This window comes from Microcoleus sp. S13_B4 (assembly GCF_036700885.1).
GTDB lineage: Bacteria > Cyanobacteriota > Cyanobacteriia > Cyanobacteriales > Microcoleaceae > Microcoleus.
This window is the reverse complement of sequence record NZ_JAUBPU010000044.1, coordinates 13,662-32,093: the sequence shown is the minus strand read 5'-3', so window position 1 is coordinate 32,093 and position 18,432 is coordinate 13,662. Positions and strand designations below refer to the sequence as shown.

The 18,432-nt window shown below is 46.1% G+C and carries 15 protein-coding genes and 2 pseudogenes; 6 read left to right on the top strand and 11 right to left on the bottom strand.

Annotated features, from left to right (window positions below; all coding sequences use genetic code 11):
- Nucleotides 1–85 precede the first annotated feature (85 nt).
- The 3 genes from QT994_RS20065 to alr form a co-directional block, all read right to left on the bottom strand.
- On the bottom strand, nt 86–1,225 hold the full coding sequence (locus QT994_RS20065) for a patatin-like phospholipase family protein (RefSeq protein ID WP_333177447.1): 1,140 nt from the start codon (nt 1,223–1,225) through the stop codon (nt 86–88).
- Nucleotides 1,226–1,272: 47 nt separating this feature from the next.
- On the bottom strand, nt 1,273–2,121 hold the full coding sequence (locus tag QT994_RS20060) for a mechanosensitive ion channel family protein (protein WP_333046799.1): 849 nt from the start codon (nt 2,119–2,121) through the stop codon (nt 1,273–1,275).
- A gap of 210 nt (nt 2,122–2,331) precedes the next feature.
- Nucleotides 2,332–3,534, bottom strand: a complete 1,203-nt coding sequence (alr, locus tag QT994_RS20055) for an alanine racemase (protein WP_333177445.1) — start codon at nt 3,532–3,534, stop codon at nt 2,332–2,334.
- 134 nt (nt 3,535–3,668) lie between these two features.
- Here alr and QT994_RS20050 point away from each other — a divergent pair, with 134 nt between their 5' ends.
- A complete protein-coding gene (locus QT994_RS20050) occupies nt 3,669–5,249 on the top strand; it encodes a peptidoglycan-binding protein (RefSeq protein ID WP_333177480.1) in 1,581 nt (526 codons plus the stop codon).
- 95 nt (nt 5,250–5,344) lie between these two features.
- On the opposite strand, the gene QT994_RS20045 is transcribed toward QT994_RS20050, so the two are convergent.
- The 5 genes and pseudogenes from QT994_RS20045 to QT994_RS20030 form a co-directional block, all read right to left on the bottom strand.
- The gene (locus QT994_RS20045) at nt 5,345–6,379 is read right to left on the bottom strand and encodes an S-layer homology domain-containing protein (RefSeq protein WP_333177444.1); all 1,035 of its coding nucleotides are present in this window, start codon (nt 6,377–6,379) and stop codon (nt 5,345–5,347) included.
- Nucleotides 6,380–6,477: 98 nt separating this feature from the next.
- A pseudogene (locus QT994_RS27900) lies at nt 6,478–6,543 on the bottom strand (DUF3370 family protein); the annotation flags it as partial.
- A gap of 18 nt (nt 6,544–6,561) precedes the next feature.
- A complete protein-coding gene (locus QT994_RS20040; RefSeq protein WP_333177442.1) occupies nt 6,562–7,443 on the bottom strand; it encodes a hypothetical protein in 882 nt (293 codons plus the stop codon).
- 134 nt (nt 7,444–7,577) lie between these two features.
- The gene (locus tag QT994_RS20035; RefSeq protein WP_333046795.1) at nt 7,578–8,183 is read right to left on the bottom strand and encodes a DUF1517 domain-containing protein; all 606 of its coding nucleotides are present in this window, start codon (nt 8,181–8,183) and stop codon (nt 7,578–7,580) included.
- A 486-nt stretch (nt 8,184–8,669) separates the two neighbouring features.
- A complete protein-coding gene (locus QT994_RS20030; RefSeq protein WP_333177439.1) occupies nt 8,670–9,194 on the bottom strand; it encodes a hypothetical protein in 525 nt (174 codons plus the stop codon).
- Between the two features lie 357 nt (nt 9,195–9,551).
- Between QT994_RS20030 and rfbB the strand changes: the two genes are divergently transcribed.
- The 4 genes from rfbB to hpsJ-A all read left to right on the top strand — a co-directional run bounded on the left by rfbB (nt 9,552) and on the right by hpsJ-A (nt 13,423).
- Nucleotides 9,552–10,658, top strand: a complete 1,107-nt coding sequence (rfbB, locus tag QT994_RS20025; RefSeq protein ID WP_333177437.1) for a dTDP-glucose 4,6-dehydratase — start codon at nt 9,552–9,554, stop codon at nt 10,656–10,658.
- 385 nt (nt 10,659–11,043) lie between these two features.
- Nucleotides 11,044–11,895 carry a cyanoexosortase A gene (crtA, locus tag QT994_RS20020; RefSeq protein WP_333177434.1) on the top strand — a complete coding sequence of 284 codons (852 nt, stop codon included), beginning with the start codon at nt 11,044–11,046 and terminating at the stop codon, nt 11,893–11,895.
- Entirely contained in the window at nt 11,895–12,563 is a 669-nt protein-coding gene (locus QT994_RS20015; protein WP_333046791.1) for a cyanoexosortase A system-associated protein, read from the top strand. Before crtA ends, QT994_RS20015 begins: the two co-directional genes overlap by 1 nt.
- Before the next feature lie 179 nt (nt 12,564–12,742).
- Nucleotides 12,743–13,423, top strand: a complete 681-nt coding sequence (gene hpsJ-A / locus QT994_RS20010; RefSeq protein WP_333046790.1) for an HpsJ-like protein, cyanoexosortase A-associated — start codon at nt 12,743–12,745, stop codon at nt 13,421–13,423.
- Nucleotides 13,424–13,861: 438 nt separating this feature from the next.
- Here hpsJ-A and QT994_RS20005 read toward each other — a convergent pair whose 3' ends face one another.
- The 3 genes and pseudogenes from QT994_RS20005 to QT994_RS19995 form a co-directional block, all read right to left on the bottom strand.
- A complete protein-coding gene (locus tag QT994_RS20005) occupies nt 13,862–14,503 on the bottom strand; it encodes a cofactor assembly of complex C subunit B (RefSeq protein ID WP_333177432.1) in 642 nt (213 codons plus the stop codon).
- Between the two features lie 136 nt (nt 14,504–14,639).
- Nucleotides 14,640–15,371 (bottom strand): response regulator transcription factor RpaB, encoded by a 732-nt coding sequence (gene rpaB / locus QT994_RS20000; protein ID WP_071587789.1) that lies wholly within the window; start codon nt 15,369–15,371, stop codon nt 14,640–14,642.
- A gap of 145 nt (nt 15,372–15,516) precedes the next feature.
- Nucleotides 15,517–16,757: pseudogene (locus QT994_RS19995) on the bottom strand (RNA-guided endonuclease InsQ/TnpB family protein).
- Between the two features lie 117 nt (nt 16,758–16,874).
- Here QT994_RS19995 and radA point away from each other — a divergent pair.
- Nucleotides 16,875–18,431: a DNA repair protein RadA gene (radA, locus tag QT994_RS19990; RefSeq protein ID WP_333177430.1), complete on the top strand. Its 1,557-nt coding sequence runs from the start codon at nt 16,875–16,877 to the stop codon at nt 18,429–18,431.
- The last annotated feature ends 1 nt before the right edge of the window (nt 18,432 follow it).

Sequence of the window (18,432 nt, the reverse complement as noted above, 5' to 3'; positions counted from 1 at the left end):
ACTAACTATAGCACACACATCTTCTTCTTGCCAACCCCTAATTTAAAAATTCCTCAATCCCTTACTCTGTATACTTTTCGCCCCCTCAACCGCCAGCCTCTGCCCCAAAGCCCCTAGCCTTCAAGTGCTTTTCCCAACTAAAATTGGAACTCAAAAAGAACCTCTTAGTATACAAATATCCCAATCGGTACAGGTGAGCCTTGCGATCGGCATCGAGATTAAAGTCCGTCGTTGTCACCCCAGCTTGAGTCACATCAATATTAATCACCCTGCCTTTATCCATTTCCCGCTGGTGATAGCGGTCTCTTGCTTTCATCATCGTTCTGAACATCGCCGCCAGCATCGACAGCGGAGTATCAATCTTAACTTTACTCTCAATTCCACTATCAACTAATCGAAACCCAAAGGTAAACCAGCGGGGCACAGCGGGAGTCGAACCGACGGATGGTTTGTCATAAATCCACAGGGGGAAATTACTCAGAATTCCGCCATCTACAATTAAGTCATCGCCCAGTTTTCCCGGTTCAAAAAATAGGGGAATACTCATCGACAACCGAACGGCTTCAGCCACGCTAAAATCTTCTGGATGTGTGAGCTGCAACTGCTGGTATAAAGCATCGGAATCCGCCGATTCCTGCCGCTGTAAGTCGTCGGGAAGCACCAACATTTCACCGCGAGTGAGGTTAGATATTACTACTTTTAATTCCCGGTCTTTTACGATTTGTTTGACATCGGCAAAAGTGTGCAAGTTACCTCGACCGAGCATGGCTTCCAGCCACTGCCGGAACGGCTGCGCGGAATATTCTCCCATCTGACGGCTAACTGTTAGGAAAAGCAGCGTCCAAGCAGGAGATTGCAAGTCGTCGGCGGGGTCGCCGTTTAAAATTAAAGGGCTGTTTTTTTTAGTTAAAAATATGCTGTAATCGAGCTGTCCTAAAATTTCCTCTAAATCATCAATTGACAAGTCGGTTGCCAATACTGCGGCAGTAATTGCACCGGCAGAAGTACCTGCCAATTTTCGCCAGCGGATGCCCAAATCGCTACAGCACCTGAGTGCTCCTAAAAACGCAACGCCGCGCACGCCACCGCCTTCAAAAACCCCGTCGGCATAGATTTGACCGTTTTCGTCGGGAGGCGGAAATTTGCTGAGAATAGTTTCTTTCTCCGTTGCGGTCATTCTGACACCGGGTTCTTGCAAAATTTGCTGCGGATACCACTTGCTCATGGGAAATACCTCGGATCGATTTGGGATTTTAGATTTTAGAGAGATATCTATTGTTCTGGATTTTTGTCGGCATCCATGGCCTCTTTGACGTATTGTTGAACTTGCGATCGCACTTGTTCGTAAGCCACCGACGCGCACCAAGGTCGGAGAGATAAAATAGTTGTATCGGGAGTAATCTCGGCTACCAAACAAGTCGGGGGCGGATTCTCCAGCACCAGCGGGTGAGAGTGGGCAATTTCTAATAACTCAGCTACAGTTGGACGAATTGGCCGATCGCCAATATCAATCCTCAAGTCAACTCGCCTCGTTCCCATTGCCGTTGTATTTTTCAATGTACCGTTAAACAACTGATTGTTCGGGACAATAATTTTTATGCGATCGTCTGTCACCACGGTTGTTGAAAAAATCCCGATGCTATCCACTACTCCCTTAACATCGCCAGCTTCAATCCCATCCCCGACTTCAAAGGGCCGCAAACTAATCAACATTACCCCAGCAGCAAAGTGCGACAAAGTATTTTGCCACGCCAAACCAATGGCTAAACCCGCTGCACCCACCACCGCAACCACGCTGGTAGTTTGAATTCCCAACTGATTCAAAGTGGCGACTACTCCGACTACCAAAATCGTAATTTCAGCAGCTTGAACTAAGAATTTCCTCAGCGTGGCTTCGGTGCGACTCAGAGCTCGGCGAGTCACGCGGCCAGCAAAGCCGATCGCAAATCGCGTAATTAACAAAATGCCGATCGCCCACAGCAGTTGAGGTATAATTTTAAACCCCAATTCTACGAATTTTTTCGAGAATTCTTGGGCTAGTTCCAAGGCTTGTGTTCTTTCTGCATTTAGTTGAGAATAGAAGGTTTGGGCTATTGGTAAAAACGTCTGAATAACTGTCATATCAATGGGGAATTGGGACTTGGAAAGTGAGAATTGCAGTCTCAGTATTATCGCTTATTACGAGAGTCCGACAGGGGTTTAAACCCCTGTCTCATAGCGAAAGTCCTTTTTTAGAGGACTAAATTCGATAATTTTATCCTTCAAACTCTTGAGTCGGTTTAAACCGACTTTAGCTATGAGCCAGGGGTTTAAACCCCTGCCGGACTAATGTTAATAGTTTACTGCTACGCGGGGCAATCGGTGTTTAAAACCGCAGAGAATTTCCCACGAAATAGTCCCTAAAGTCGCGGCCCAATCGTCAGCACTAATTTGATATTCCCCATCTTTGCCCAACAGCGTCACCACTTCGCCGACTTCTAAATTGGGAATATCCGTTACATCCAGCATTAATTGATCCATCGTTATCGCGCCCACTTGCCGCACCAATTTACCCCTGATTAAAACCTGCATTTTATTAGAAAGATTGCGCGGAATGCCATCTGCATAGCCGATACCAATTACGGCAATCTGTGTCTGCCGCTGAGCTATAAATTGATGGCCGTAACTGACGCCGGTTCCGGCTTCAATTGTTTTCACCTGCGTTACCCTAGCTTTTACCTGCATTGCGGGCTTCAAATTGGATCTCGACTGCAAGTGAGGTGCTGGATAAAGACCGTAGGTAGCTAAACCGACTCGCACTAAATCGTAGTGCAAATCCGGGTCAGCGAGGGCGGCAGCAGAGTTGGCCAAATGGAGGCGAGGGGGGGTAATTCCTGCTATTTTAATTTGCTCGATCGCCTGTTTAAACCGCTGGTGCTGCTCTCTCATAACTGCGGGGTCGGGACTATCTGCTGTCGCCAAGTGAGAGTAAATACTGGCTAATTTTAAATTGGGCAACCGCTTGACTAATTGCACAAATTCTGTAGCTTCCTGCCAGGGCGTACCCAAGCGAGACATTCCCGTATCTAACTTAGCGTGAACAGGCAAAGATTGGTTAAGACCAGCGAGAACTTCCGAAAAAATTAGGGCTTGTTTGGCAGTACAAATGGTCGGCTGCAAGTGCCAATGGGCGATCGCCTTTACCTGTTGGGCTGTATGGGTTGCCCCCAACAGCAAAATCGGCGCTTCTATCCCAGCTTCTCGCAATTCTATTCCTTCGGGAATTGTCGCCACTCCCAGCCAACTAGCACCTGCTTGCAATGCTATTTGACTGACTGCAACAGCACCGTGCCCGTAAGCATCTGCTTTCACAACTGCCATCAGTTCTGTGTGGGGAGATAAGAGCTTTTTAAGCTGTTTTACATTGTGAGTTAAAGCTGCTAAATCCATTTCTACCCAAGCCCGCTGGCACAGTCCCCCGTCACCGTCCCCCAGCACCGTCTGGCGGGATTCTTTTGTCGTTGCTTCTGCGGTTGTTTTTTCCCCACTCCTCATTGTCGATCGCTCCTACTTGCTTACACCATTAAAAACTGCTCGGAGATTTTACCCTAAGTTTGATTATAATAATATTCTCTCTTTAATCAATGTTAATTGGTGTATCATAGCACCAAAAATACCCGGTGAAAACTATGGACGGACTGGCCTACATACATTTAGCTGAAACTTGGGAAACGGCTGCAGGTCAAACTCGATCGACCCACTCAAAAATTCACCTGAATTTAGCCTCTACTCCTTTACTTTTCTTTACGATCGCTCTCACAATTTTCAATTTAGTCAATCCCTCACTCGCCATCAAAAAAGGTGATTCAGGCTCGGAAGTAGCCGAACTCCAGAAAACTCTACAAAACGCAGGCTATTTTCGCGGTAGGGCTACAGGATTTTACGGTTCTCTCACCCAGGCTGCTGTGAAAAAGTTTCAAGCAGAGAACAACCTGAAAGTTGACGGAATTGTTGGTCCTAAAACCTTGTCAGCACTGAAAGGTAAGCCGGAGGAGGCGAGTAGTGAACCTGCGGAAAAAATCGCGCCAAATGTCGATCAATCTTCGCCATCTCCTACCGCCACAGAAAGCAAAAATGAACTAGAAAATCCAACTAAAACTCAGACCCAAGAACCTATATTTCAAGAACCCTCTCTGCCACCCTTTAAAACTGAAAAACCCGAGAAAAAAGAAAGTGAATTACCACCTAAAAGGCTAGTAAATCCTCCCGACAATACTCAAGGAAAAATGACCTTGAAAAAAATAATTTACGGCAACATCTCGCCAAAATCAATAGTTTACTCGGGCTCTGGTTTGTTTTTTGCTCAAAACATGATGTACCGCCACACAATCACAGTTTACGACAGGAACTTTAAATTAGTCAAGACTATTCCGGATACAGTAAACTTGTCGAAGTTCGGCTTTTCTAAATTCCAAGGTAATTATCAAGGCTCTCCCGTAGAAGCTGCTTTTTCAACAGATGGCAAATATGCCTATGTATCCAACTATCAAATGTACGGTTCGGGGTTTAGGAATCCGGGGAGCGACAGGTGTTCTCCAGCGGCAAAACACGACCAAAGTTTTCTGTACCGCATCAATACCCAAAGTTTGAAAATAGAAAAGGTAATTCCTGTAGGTGCAGTTCCGAAATTCAATGCTGTTTCGCCTGACAATCGCTTCGCGCTAGCTAGCAATTGGTGCAGTTGGGATTTGAGCGTAGTTGATATCAATAAAAATCTCGAAATCGAGCGCGTGAAACTCGGTGCATATCCTCGGGGTATTGTTATCACTCCTGACTCAAAAAATGCCTATGTTGCCATCATGGGTTCTTCCGATATTGCGAAAGTGAATCTCATAGACTTTTCGGTAGAATGGCTGAGAAATATTGGCAATGCGCCGCGTCATTTGACGATCGATCCCAATGGAAAGTATCTGTATGCCACTTTAAATGGTGAAGGAAATGTGGCAAAAATTGACCTAAAAACGGGTAAATTAGTGGACAAAGTGGCTACTGGAAAAGCCCCTCGCAGTATGACTATTTCTGATGAAGGCAAACTGCTTTATGTGGTGAACTATTTCTCGAATACTGTTAGCAAAGTTAGGACGAGCGATATGAAAGTGCTGCAAAAAGTTAATGTTAATTCAAGCCCTATCGGGATTACTTACGATCCCGACACTAATCAGGTTTGGGTAGCTTGCTATTCGGGCAGTATTATGGTGTTTCAAGATTAATTTAGTTGTTTGGTAATGAGGGCTTCAGTCCTGACTACAAACAAGGGGGATTAAATGTTATTGTGGGGCGGGCTAGGAGCAACGCCCCTAAAATACTATTTGGACAACTTTAAAGGCTTCACCAGATACTCAGAAGACTTAGCAGGTACTTTGCCTTTTTTTGCCATAGCTTGGTAAATCATGGCTGCTACTTCAGCGCGAGTTGCTGTTCTATTAGGCTGCAAAAGTGTGCGCTTCGGGTGGTTGACAACAATGCCAGCTTCCGTGGCTGCTGCTACTTTGTTAACTGCCCATTTCGGCACTTTTGCCCTGTCTGTATAAACTTGTAAAGTTTTGGTCGCTTTTGTTGATGGTTTCAGGTTTAAACCGCTCGCTAAAGCGGCAATGACTTCGACACGCGGAATCTGTTTGTCGGGGCGGAACTCATTGTTTGGGTATCCTTTAAGATATCCGGTTTCGACGGTGTGGTCGATCGCAGGAGCGGCAGGGCTCTTGTCTTTTACGTCTTTAAAATCAATCGGTTTTCGGATCGGCTTTTTATCGTCGGACATTCGCTGAATTAAGCGGGCTAGTTCGGCTCGCGTCATCGGTTCGTCGGGGCGAAATTTGTTGTCGGTAGAATCAGCAAAAATTTTCCCATCGACTAAAGCGACAATGAACGGACGCGCCCAATATTTGTCTGGAACATCGGAGAATCTAACGGGCCCAACTTTGGGTTTATCGGCCTTGGGTTTATCGCCTTTCGGTTTGGTAATTGCTGGAGCGGGAGTCGATCGCGCAATTGGCTTGGGAGGAACAACGATCACCCCCACGGGAGGATTTTGCGGTAAAATCGGCCCTAAAGGTGCAACAGGTGCGACTTCCCGTTGTGAAGGAATGAGCGTTGTAGCGGGCGATCGCAAATCCGAATTCGGCGCCGCAGGCGTTAATATTCCCGGGCTGGCGGGCGTAACACCAGGTTGAGAAAAAACGGCTGGAAATTGCCAATTTCTTGCATTCAATCGATCGGGATTTTTACCCGTTACCCAAAATAAAATTGCTCCCATCGTGCCGAAGGCAACCAAGATCGCAATCAATTCATCCAATCCTAGAGGGTTTTTTTCCCCTGACGGGGGTTGTGAAGAAGACATATTGTCACCTACATATCAATGTAGAAATTAAATCACATATTTTTTGGGTCTGGGGGAAACACAGAAGGCTAAATCAATTATTCCCAAGTTTTCACTCTCTATACCTGCGCCGGCGTGGCATCCGGAGGATAGATAAAATCAACTTTTACGGATCTCCGTTGCTGATTTTCGCAATTTTCTACTCAGCGCCTTCTACTCCCGAAAGAGCGACTTCGACTCGGTTGACGAGAATTCCTACCACTACCAAAACTCGGCTGTCGCTTGTATTGATTTTGAGGCTGCTGCGGCGATCGCCTCAAAGTGCTGCCACCGTAACCCGAACCGGTCGATCGATTACCATTTGGACGTGCGGAGGGTGTTACTGGCTGGTTAGATGTGGGCGAGCGCAAGCGGCCGGTCGTCCTTAAAACTTGACGGTTTCTCACCTCATGAGGCGGAGTTCGGTAGCGAGTTTGATATTGGTTAACAGCTTGGCTATAAGTATTGCCATAGCCGCCATATCCTGTCATAATTCCCGGCTGATAGACTGGCGGCATATAATATTGCGGTCTAAATAACAAACTGCCGATCGCCTGACCAGCTATAGCCCCAGCAAACGGCGCCCAGAAGCCTGACTGCTGCCGAACCACCACTGTTTGTGGCTGGCCTGTTTGAGGATTAGGAACAGTTTCGGTAACGTTGTGAACGTACTCAATTTTAAAATCTTCTGTCAAATGCAAAACCGCTTGATTGTTATCCAAATTTAGATAACTTTTCTTGCCTGCCGATATTTCTTCCTCTGTTAAGCGAGCCATTTGCAAATCCCTAGTGCGGTAAACTGGGGGACTGCCGGCGGGAGTATTCAGCAACATTAAACTGTATTCGCCATCCGCATCGTCGTAGGTAGCTTGCTGTACTGAATATTGACCTTGACTTAAGTTATTATTTGGTGCAGGGCGCACTGTGTTAATATTTGGATTGCCCGCAGGATTTGTATAAGTTTGTGTCCGAGGTGAACCGCAGCCGGTTGCCGTCCACAAAAAAGTTAAAGCCATTAAATAAATTGTCAGTTTTCGCAGCATCATAAATAGTAATTTATAATTTGTAAGTGGGCATGGGTTGTTTGATAATTGCTCCTTCTTCCTCCTTACCGACATCGGTTAGAGCCGTAACATCAGTTACATCCGTTACTGAATGCGTTGCAGAACTTGTTCCTTCCTTAAAGCGGAATAAGTTCGGGGAAATTGACTAACACTTGGTCGTTGGTAAGTTCGTCTCCCAACTGTGCAGGAGAAAAATGAACTTGCACAGCTCGGAGCCTTTCTTGGTAATGTAAATTAATCAGTGCTTTTAAACCGACTTTCAGCGGGCTGATGTCAGCGAGGTCAGTTTCTAGGGCAGGAACTTCGCCTTCATAAGCAACTGTCAGCATCACCACCACATTTCTAGTTACAGGCAAAGACAAGGGGGAATTTTTATCGTAAACAGATGTACTGTATTGAGGCTCGCTGAGATAGCGATCGGCTGAATCAATGAAAAGTTCATCCACATAATCGCCCGCTTCGCCTTCATTCCAAAAAACATCGCCTTCGTTGGCGGCTGATTGCCAGTAGTTGTCGTACTGCAACAGGTGATTGCAAATTTCTACAAGACCTTCTCCTAAAACTGTTATGTCGCCATCGGCATCAATTGCTTTTCTGGCGGTGCGGTTGAGAACTCCTAACAGCGGTGCAACTTCTTCGCCTGTTAGGTGAACGAACACCCGGCAAACTGCCAGTCTAGTTTTACCTGTAAATTGATTGAATCGATCGCGCCAAGCATTCATAATAACCTAGAGTTGTAATCTGTAGGGCTATATTTTCAACGATAACAGGTGATTTGAACTCTTGCCGTCTACCCTCAGATTGATCTGAAGAGTATTTTTAGCGATTGCCTCCACAACATACTATCTCACTATGACTCACCTAATTTTATAGGAGTTTTCAATCGCATCAAATACAGTAGGGAAACGGCACATCCTTGTCATGAGGGGGAGTGGCGACTTTTAATAATTGGTATAAGATTGAGGATTGTAGGAAAACTTTTTTAAATTGATATTAATTCAACGATCGTTTGCTTCGCTGGAATATGATATTGTGTGCTATCGATTAATCTGTCAATTGTTTGCAGTGCTTCGCGATGATCGCAATGACAAGAAATTGTAGGGGTAGATAATTTCCACTCAAAAAAACTCCAATCTTGCAAGATTGGAGGTGCGCTAAGCGAATACTTTGGTTTGAGATAACTATTTGACGATCGCGCTTTGGACTTGTTATATCGCAATTTCAGAACTCAACTCGGCAACTGGCGAAACCGCCAAATCCAACTCACCGCCTGGAGCTTCTGGGTGTTCGCGAACGGCTGCAACCGCATCTACTGACTCAGCTACAGCACCCGCCGCCGCGCAATCGAGCAAGGTTGGAACTTCCATGTATCCAGAAACACCTGCATCTGCGAGCGGATCGATCGACTCTTCAAAAACTTCAAAATTATCGGTCATCGCAGCGCAAGCAGCAGAAGCGCGCTTGCCGGCGCGGTAGCTCATGTAGGCCACACCGCCACCCAAAACTCCCGCCAAACCTAGGAAACCGAGAGCTCCTGTTTTGTAGGATTTCCACGGATTCATTCGCTCCGAACCGCCGGAACCTAGGATCGTTAGCCCCGGCCCTGAATCAGATTTACCCCCCCCAGAGTTACTGTAGGGACAGGGGAAAGCAGATGTGGCGTCACAAACAGCGATGCTACTTGTGATCGCGACGACCGAAGCAATGCCAGCTAACACTTGAAACTTCTTCATGGTGTTCTGGAGATTGTAAAGGATAATTAAAAAATTAATGGTAACAGCTCTTTACAAATGTATCAACTCTGCGCGCCTTCCCAATCGCGGATCGATCGCAAAAGTCAGCTATAGCCTCACGCAATTCAAATTTAAAATTGCCCGCTTAAACATCTTAAATGGTTGGTCTGTAAGCGTTGCGGCTAATAGACTGGTAGAAGTTCAAGTTTTGTTAACCAATACTTTGAGCGCGCCCAAATTAGAAAATCTGAGGTGAGACAGAAGAAAATTTAGTTACAGAGCGGCAAACACTTGGTGACAAACTACTTTTAAGGCTACTTTTGTAAAGGCTTAGTTATTGGAATAACTCTTATTTTTATGACAGACAACGCGACTCAAGGCATTGAGCGATCCCCTCGCCGATTGTTGGTGACGGGCGGGGCTGGATTTATCGGCTCGAATTTTGTGCATCACTGGTGCAACAGCTATCCGGGCGATCGAGTAGTCGTACTCGACGCTTTAACCTACGCCGGAAACAGACAAACCCTGGCAACTTTGGAAGGAGGAGAAAATTTTCGGTTTGTGCAGGGGGATATTTGCGATCGTACCCTAGTCGATACCTTGCTCAAAGAAGAAAACATCACCACAGTCGCCCACTTTGCCGCAGAATCCCACGTTGACAGGTCAATTATCGGGCCTGCCGCCTTTGTTCAAACAAACGTTGTCGGCACCTTCACACTTTTAGAAGCCTTCCGCAAGCATTTTGAAGCAATTGATGAGTCCTCTCTCAAAGCACAAATGCGCTTCCTCCACGTTTCTACCGACGAAGTTTACGGCAGTCTCGGCCCCGATGACCCAGCCTTCACAGAAACAACTGCCTACTCGCCCAACAGTCCCTACTCAGCCTCCAAAGCTGGTAGCGACCACCTCGCCCGCGCCTATTTCCACACCTACGGCGTCCCGACAATTATCACCAATTGTTCCAACAATTACGGCCCCTATCACTTCCCAGAAAAGCTCATTCCATTAATGTGCATCAATATGCTATTGGGCAAACCGCTGCCAGTTTACGGCGACGGTCAAAACGTGCGAGATTGGCTCTACGTTCTCGACCACTGCCGCGCTTTAGATGCCGTTATTCACCGTGGTCAGCCTGGGGAAACCTACAATGTTGGCGGCAACAACGAGGTAAAAAATCTCGATTTAGTAAAAATGCTGTGTCAGCTAATGGACGAATTAGCTGAGGATTTACCGGCCCGTCCTTGCGAACAATTGATCACATTTGTCAAAGACAGAGCCGGGCACGATCGGCGTTATGCTATTGATGCCACCAAAATTAAAACAGAGTTAGGTTGGACTCCCTCAGTAACAGTTGAAGAAGGTTTGCGGCAGACTGTAGAATGGTACTTAGCCCATCGGGAGTGGTGGGAACCCCTGCTTTCGGAGGAATATCAAACTTACTACCGGAAAGTCTACTCTAATTAATCTCCCCTGGACGCACGAGCCGCTAGAAACCGGAACCGGTAAAAAACTTGTTTTCCAGCTCAAGAGTGCGTCCAGAAAGGTTTCTGTCTTGCCTTCAAGCTTTACATTTAAACTCTAGGCGCAGAAACTGGGTTTGAGGGAGGAAAATCTTTCGTGGAGTGCGATCGATCCGAGTTAAAAAACCTGTTGTCTTGGGTCTTTGCTCCTAACTTCAGATTTAATTAAACGAAGGTATGTATCACACATATTTGCTCTTGTCAATCTTTGTGAAGATTTAGTTAAAGATCATCCGAAACGCATAAATTCAAGTGTTTGTAGCTGATAATTTTAATAGAGTTACAAGATTAAGCATTTTAGAAGCTTTTAGGAAAAACAAAAAGCACCAATGACCGAAATAAACTGGCTCAAGCACGTCCAAGAACCTAAATACTGGCTGTTAGGCATCGCCTCCGGTTTGATTGTCCTACACCTAACTCTGACTTCCCGAACAAACGACACTGACCTGTTCGGCACAATGTTCCTGTTTTGGGGAGTCGTAGCATTTCTCATTTGGGAAAGGCACGAATCCTTAACTTTTGAAAGCGGAATTTTCGCCAGCTTCTTTGGTTCATCGTTAATTGCTTTAATATTGCTCAAAAGTTCGTCGATATCGGGATACGACTTTTTTATCAGAGCAACGCCTTTTTTGTCGGGAATCAGTCTCGCATTGCTGGCTTCTGGAACAAAAGGACTGAAACAATATTGGCAGGAACTTCTAATTCTTGCCTATATAGTTATTCCTCCCGGATTTATCGGAGTATTCGTTGATGTCGCCCTATTAACGGCAAAATTCTCAGCTTTCCTCCTACACTATCTAGGCTTTGAAGTTGTGCGGAAAGGGGTTTTGCTAATTCTGGAAAAGGGCAGCGTAGAAGTTTATCACGGCTGTTCGGGGGTGAATGGGATGCTACAATTGTTAGGATTGGCTCTGGTTTTCTTGCTGATGTTTCCTACAACGGTGGGTCAGAAAATTATATTGCCCCTCGTGGCAATAATTACTGCATTTGTAGTTAATGCTGCGCGAGTTGGTCTCATGGCGGTGCTGGTATCGCTATCTCAACCCGAAGCCTTTAAATACTGGCACCAAGGAAATGGTTCAGTAATATTTTCGATGATTGCTGTATTTATTTTTGGGCTATTCTGCTGGTTTGCTATTTTGAAAGACCAACCCCCAAATAAGGAAGGACAGAATTGCTAATGGCTATTACCTCTTGGAAACCACTTAGGCTTTCCCTGTTGGCTGTTACTTTGGGAGGGGTTTTGTTGGTTGCCGGAAAATTGGTTTTCTATCCATCTGCCAACAATAATCTGGCAACCCCGTTTGAGTTTCCCGCGTCGGTGCCTCTAGCCGATTGGAAACTAAACAAGAGCGAGCCACTGGCAATTAAGGACAATTCAGGATTCAAAGCTGCCAGGAAATATGAATATCAAAAAAATAGCATGGCTCTAGACATAGAGATGCGGTATGCGGTAAACACCATTGGAGATGTGGAAGGTATGATGAAGGGACATACTATTCTCAAGTCGAATCCTGGTAAACTAACATTGGCAAACACTCAAGGCGCGGGGTTTCACGGACTTTTGCAACAGGAAAATCGACTGTATTTGAGTTCGTGTATCAATCCTCATGGCAGTGCTACAGTAACTTCCCAACAGTTTAGATATAATCGAAATACTCGCGATTGGCAGCCAAACCGTATTCTGTTTTGGTTGTTGGGTAGGGGAAATATTCAAGACCGGCGCTGTTTGTGGACTCAGATGTCTGTGCCTTTGGATAAAAAAACTCCAGAAGAGGCCAAAAAAATTCTAGAGAATGCTTGGGTTTCTTGGTATGGGTGGTGGCAGCCGCGATTCCCCGAGCCTTGACTCGATTCAGTCGATTTTAGCTTTTAGCTTTTAGCTTTTAGATTTACTCCACAGGAGAATCTGGAAGCTTGAACAAGAGTCTAAAATTTTTGGCTCTCCACGACTTTTGTCGGGGACTTGTATCCGTTCTTTGGGCGGGGTCAAGAGAGATTTTTCTTAACAGCAACTCTGATTATTTTATGAATGACTTACAAGGCGAACAAGGTTTTTCTATCTACAGACTGCGTTGGATTGGCTACGGTCTATTAATTTTGTCTGTATTAGATACGATCGCAGTTCTTATACCAGCCAATTTTGGCAATCGTCTCTGGGAATTGCAAACGATTGGGGCTGTAGTGGAACGGGTGCCAGTTCCTTTACTGGCAATGGCGCTGATCTTTTTTGGAGAAGGGTACGATCGCAGAGGTTTGGAAGACGTTTTTTTGAAGGTTTTGTCTTGGGTGTGTCTGCTGCTAGGTCTGCTTTTTCTGTTGATGCTACCTTTGGGAATTTTTGGCACTATCTACGTCAACAACCAAAACAACCAGCAAATTACTACTCAAGCAAACCAACAATTAGCTCAGTTGCAGCAGGTGGAAGAACGGCTGAATAAGGGTAGCCCTGAAGATTTAAGGAATTTGGCGGGGGAACTTACCCGTTTGGGGGTACAAGCGGATACGCAAAACCCACAGCAATTGAAAGAGCAAATTCTTTCGAGAATTACTCCGGCTAAGGAACGGTTACAGACGCAAAGTGCTGCGGTTCAGTCTAGTCAGCGCTTGGGGTTATTTAAAAATGCTATTAAGTGGCTGCTGGGCGCGCTGATTTCTAGTGTTTTGTTTTTTACGCTGTGGCGCGGTACTGACTGGGCTCGGGAGTAGTTTTGAGTTTTGAGTTGAGAGTTTTGAGCTAGTAAGGTGCGCTAGGCGCACCCCGAGAGCGTTATTGAGGACTAAGATGCGCCCTGTGTACGCAGCCGATTTCTTGGTGGTGAAGAATACCCTCAAACCCTGCAAATTTTGTTGGGGGAAGCGCTGGCTCTTCTTCTTTTCAAAAGATATCGGTAATAAATCTTGTTTATTGCCGATAGCCAACACCTAGAATGAGGCTAATCCGTCGTTAGCGCAGCCCTCGAAGACGATCGCACTTTGAGAGGGGTGGCATGGTGCAATCCCAAATTTAAAATCAAAAATCAAAAATCAAAAATCAAAAATCAAAAATCTAGAACCTAAAATCTAAAACCTAAAATTCACAATCTAAAACCTAAAATCTAAAATCTAAAACCTCAAATCTAAAACCTAAAATCCAAAATCTAAAATCTAAAATAGATGGATGGTATTTTCTAGTTTGTCCGCAATGCCTTCAACCCAGTTTTCATCTTGTTTTGTATAGCTGCGGGGCGCGTTAGCACCTAAGATTAAAACGCCTTGGGTGCCGATTGGCTGACAGATGACTCCTTGAGTATTTTCTGGCAAATAGTCAAATTCAATTCGCCCCGGATAAATATTGAGATTTACTAAATAAACTGGTTTATTTTTGTCGAGCACTCGCTGCAAAATCGGCCCTGGTTTGACTTCGGGATTGATGCCTAAAATGCCGCGCCGCAATAAAACTTTTCCCTGATACACAATTACGATCGACCTTGTGGCGGTATTTGTCAACAGCAAACGCGACGCCCAGGCTAATTCTATTTTCACTGCCTCCGGCAAATCCGGCGCAAATTCAAAACCTTCTTCGCCGATAAGTTTTACGGAATCGGGCGATCGCGCTTGCACCTGCTGCCACAGCAAACCTGTTAAAATCAGCAGAGCGCTGATAATTACTCCCAAAGCGTCCGATCGAGCTTGAGAATCTGTAATTTGCTCTGTCAGCAAGCGGTTTACCATTAGCAGCGTACCTGCTAACCCTCCTGCAACTAAGGGCAATTGCCGCAAAACTTTATTGGGATCAGATTTAGTCATTTGTCAGTTGACTGTTCGCTGTTGACTGTTCACTGTTCACTGTTGACTGTTCACTGTTGACTGTTCACTGTTGACTGTTGGTTGTCAACCGTCAACCGTCAACCGTCAACCGTCAACTGCCAACTGCCAACTGACTTTATCCTACTTCTCCAATTTCGACAATTCGCTGGAAGAGATAGCCGGTGCCGCGGGCGGTGAGAATTAATTCGGGATTGCTGGGGTCGTCTTCCAACTTTGCCCTAAGCCGCGAGATATGAACGTCCACTACGCGGGTGTCTACGTGGCGTTCTGGCGTGTATCCCCACACTTCCTGCAAAATTTCCGATCGCGAAAAAGGCTCTCCAGAACGGCTGACAAGCAGTTCTAACAGGCTGAATTCCATGCCCGTGAGGCGAATTCGTTCGTCGCCTTTGTAAACTTGGCGCTTGTTGGTGTCAATCCTAATATTGGTGACGTGGATGACTCCGGAGCTGGGAATTCCCGATGCGCCGTTTTTGTCAACCCGGCGCAGTACCGAACGGATGCGGGCTTCGAGTTCTTTGGGAGAGAAAGGTTTGACGACGTAATCGTCGGCGCCCAATTCTAAACCGGTGATGCGATCGGCTACGTCTCCCAAAGCAGTTAGCATGATGATGGGCACGTCGGATTCCTTTCGCAACTCCTGACAGACGCCGTAACCGTCTAGCTTCGGCATCATCACGTCCAAAACCACTAAGTCGGGTTCGGTGTTGCGAAATGTTTCGAGAGCTTCTTCGCCGTCAGCAGCGGTGACGACATCGTAGCCAATCATGGAAAGGCGAGTCTCCAGAATGCGGCGGATACTGGCTTCGTCATCGACTACCAGAATTTTTTCTTTATGGTTTTCCAAGTTACCGAGCACTCCTTAAGTTACATTTCAGATAATGTTAATTTTTTGTACCCTATCATAGAAGACACCAATTGAATCATATGTGGGGCTCGGTCTGAAAGCTTGATAATTGCTTTAACTCAAACTTTTCTAAATGTTATGGTGACTATTTATCATATTGACACTCCCCGACCTCAAGGCGCAGGGATTTTTGGTTCCGCGTCGTGACTTGCTGAGATAGGTTTGCACCAACCTCAGTAGCGGTCTCAACTCCCCAAACGTTTATTGGACTCGTCCAAAAGTTCCGACGTGCCCCGCCGTACTTAATCCTCGACTCAGGATATTTCTAGCTGCATTGTGGTCTCTATCTAGGACGCATCCACACTGACAAGCATGGGTACGGGTGGATAGAGTCTTTTTCACCACTGTCCCACAGCTAGAGCATTCAAGGCTCGTATAAGCTGGATTTACCGCAATCGTGATTTTCCCAAACACCTTGCCGAAATATTCCAGCCAAATACGGAACTGATACCAAGATGCGTCGTTAATCGATTTTGCAAGGCAGTGATTCTTTACCATATTTTGCACTCTCAAATCTTCATAGGCCACTACATCGTTTGATGTGATTACGCACCGCGCTAACTTGACAGCATGGTCTTTACGTTGCCTACTTATTTTGAGATGCCTCTTACCCAGAACCACCCGTGCTTTGCGACGATTGTTTGAACCCTTGACCCGCTTTGATAAGCGCTTTTGGGCCTTCTTTAATCTCCATTCACCTGTGCGGAGGAATCGGGGATTGATTGCTGTTTCACCGTTTGAATCGGTATAGAATTCCTTCAAACCCACATCTAACCCTAGAGCATTACCCGTTGCGGGGATAGATTCAGAGCGGTCTACGGAAATACTAAACTGAACATAGACACCATCAGCTCTCTTCACCAGTCGAACCCGTTTTACTTGATCTAAGCTATAGAAAAGCAGAGTGCGAGTCCCTTTCAGCTTGAGTTTACCTATCCCACATTTATCGGTGAAGGTGATTGATTTTCGGTCTTCTGCCAGTTTCCACCCAGAGGTTTTGTATTCTACAGAGCGACAATTTTTCTGGAATTGAGGGAAACCATTTTTCTTGAGAGTCTTTTTCTGGCAATTTTCGTAGAACCGAGTTATTGCAGCCCATGCCCGTTCTGCACTAGCCTGCCTTGCCATAGAATTTAATCTATTTGCAAAGTCAAACTCTTTTGCCAGAACAGCACAGTTCCGAGACATCTCTAACCAAGACTTAGCGTTGCCATCCATCCACAGCCTGAGCGATTTGTTCCGAATAAACTGAGTTATCCGAATCGCCTCGTCTACTGCAACGAACTGAAACGCTTTGCCGTAGGCTTTGAACTCAAGAACTAGCATGGTATTTCCTCCTATTCTTATAGTAGCACACCTAATATAAGAATGGCTTGAGATGCTACTATGGATTAACAAGTAGCCCTGAAGTGCGGGGCTTTAGACCCATCTTTTTGGTAAACAATGCCTAAACCTCGAATACAATATATTTGTCGGGAATGCGGCTATGATTCACCACAATATTTTGGCAGATGTCCTAGCTGTCAGAAGTGGGATTCTTTTGACGAGCAGTTAGAGCAACCTACTGCTGGTGTGCCGCGGGCTGGTTTAACTGGGGTGACAACTAAGACAGTGGGCGGTTCGCCCCCTGATAAGTCGAAGGGTCAACCAAGGGTATCTTTCAGATTATCGCAGATTTCCGACCAAACTCAGTCTCGCTGGCCTTCTGGTTACGGGGAGCTTGATCGAGTTTTGGGAGGCGGGATTGTTCCGGGTTCGCTGGTGTTGATTGGCGGGGAACCGGGAATCGGGAAATCGACGCTGCTGTTGCAGGTGGCGAATATGTTGGCCCGCAAGGATCGCATACTGTATGTCAGTGCGGAGGAGTCCGGCCAGCAGGTGAAGTTGCGATCGCAGCGTTTGGGCGTGGCTAATCCGGTTGATTTGTCAAGTAATGGCGGACATAAATCCGGCAGCAACGGGGAAGCTAAAAGGGATTCCGAGGATCATTCAGCGGAGAATTTCTACTTGCTTCCAGAGACGGATTTAGAAGTTGTTTTGCGGGAGTTGGAAGCGCTGAAACCGAATGTGGCGGTGATTGACAGCATCCAAACTATTTATTTTGCTAGTTTAACATCGGCTCCGGGTTCGGTGGCTCAGGTGCGGGAATGTACGTCTGCTTTGATGCAGGTGGCGAAACGGGAAAATATTACTTTATTTATTGTCGGTCACGTTACGAAAGATGGAGCTTTGGCTGGGCCGAGGGTTTTGGAACATTTGGTAGATACTGTACTGTATTTTGAGGGCGATCGCTTTGCTTCTCATCGACTTTTGCGATCGATGAAAAACCGTTTTGGCGCGACTCATGAAATCGGTGTTTTTGAAATGGTAGCCAACGGTTTGCGAGAAGTAGATAATCCGTCGGAGTTGTTTTTAGGGAATAGAGATGAATTTTCTCCGGGTACTTCGACGACTGTTACTTGCGAAGGAACTCGACCGATTTTAGTGGAAATTCAGGCATTAGTCAGCCCTGCGAGTTTCGGTTCGCCGCGCCGTACTACTACTGGTGTGGACAATGCTAGATTGCAGCAAATTTTAGCTGTTTTGGAGAAAAGGGTGGGGATTCCTTTATCTAAATTAGATGTGATTTTGGCGACGGTGGGCGGGTTGAAGGTGGACGAACCGGCCGCTGATTTGGCAGTTGCGATCGCCGTTGTGGCCAGTTTTCGCGATCGGGTAATCGATGCACGCACAGTTTTGCTCGGAGAAGTTGGTTTGGGGGGACAGGTGCGGCCGGTTTCCCAATTAGAGTTGCGGCTGAGGGAGGCGGCGAAATTGGGTTTCAAAAGAGCGATTATTCCTAAGAATCAACCCGTACCAGAGTTAGGGATGGAGATTATTCCTGTGGCTAAGGTAATCGATGCAATTATTGCGGCGATTCCTGCTACTCCGGCTCAGTTGCAGTCTGGTGATATGGAGTTACAGTCGGTTGATTTGGAGGAAGATGAGTTGTTTAATTGAG

What these genes read in the sequence shown, in the direction of transcription:
- QT994_RS20015 (WP_333046791.1), top strand. Translation starts at nt 11,895, where the DNA reads ATGGCTATTACCTCTTGGAAACCACTTAGGCTTTCCCTGTTGGCTGTT.
- crtA (WP_333177434.1), top strand. Translation starts at nt 11,044, where the DNA reads ATGACCGAAATAAACTGGCTCAAGCACGTCCAAGAACCTAAATACTGG.
- rfbB (WP_333177437.1), top strand. Translation starts at nt 9,552, where the DNA reads ATGACAGACAACGCGACTCAAGGCATTGAGCGATCCCCTCGCCGATTG.
- QT994_RS20005 (WP_333177432.1), bottom strand. Translation starts at nt 14,503, where the DNA reads ATGACTAAATCTGATCCCAATAAAGTTTTGCGGCAATTGCCCTTAGTT.
- QT994_RS20040 (WP_333177442.1), bottom strand. Translation starts at nt 7,443, where the DNA reads ATGATGCTGCGAAAACTGACAATTTATTTAATGGCTTTAACTTTTTTG.
- hpsJ-A (WP_333046790.1), top strand. Translation starts at nt 12,743, where the DNA reads ATGAATGACTTACAAGGCGAACAAGGTTTTTCTATCTACAGACTGCGT.
- QT994_RS20060 (WP_333046799.1), bottom strand. Translation starts at nt 2,121, where the DNA reads ATGACAGTTATTCAGACGTTTTTACCAATAGCCCAAACCTTCTATTCT.
- QT994_RS20050 (WP_333177480.1), top strand. Translation starts at nt 3,669, where the DNA reads ATGGACGGACTGGCCTACATACATTTAGCTGAAACTTGGGAAACGGCT.
- QT994_RS20045 (WP_333177444.1), bottom strand. Translation starts at nt 6,379, where the DNA reads ATGTCTTCTTCACAACCCCCGTCAGGGGAAAAAAACCCTCTAGGATTG.
- QT994_RS20030 (WP_333177439.1), bottom strand. Translation starts at nt 9,194, where the DNA reads ATGAAGAAGTTTCAAGTGTTAGCTGGCATTGCTTCGGTCGTCGCGATC.
- radA (WP_333177430.1), top strand. Translation starts at nt 16,875, where the DNA reads ATGCCTAAACCTCGAATACAATATATTTGTCGGGAATGCGGCTATGAT.
- QT994_RS20035 (WP_333046795.1), bottom strand. Translation starts at nt 8,183, where the DNA reads ATGAATGCTTGGCGCGATCGATTCAATCAATTTACAGGTAAAACTAGA.
- alr (WP_333177445.1), bottom strand. Translation starts at nt 3,534, where the DNA reads ATGAGGAGTGGGGAAAAAACAACCGCAGAAGCAACGACAAAAGAATCC.
- QT994_RS20065 (WP_333177447.1), bottom strand. Translation starts at nt 1,225, where the DNA reads ATGAGCAAGTGGTATCCGCAGCAAATTTTGCAAGAACCCGGTGTCAGA.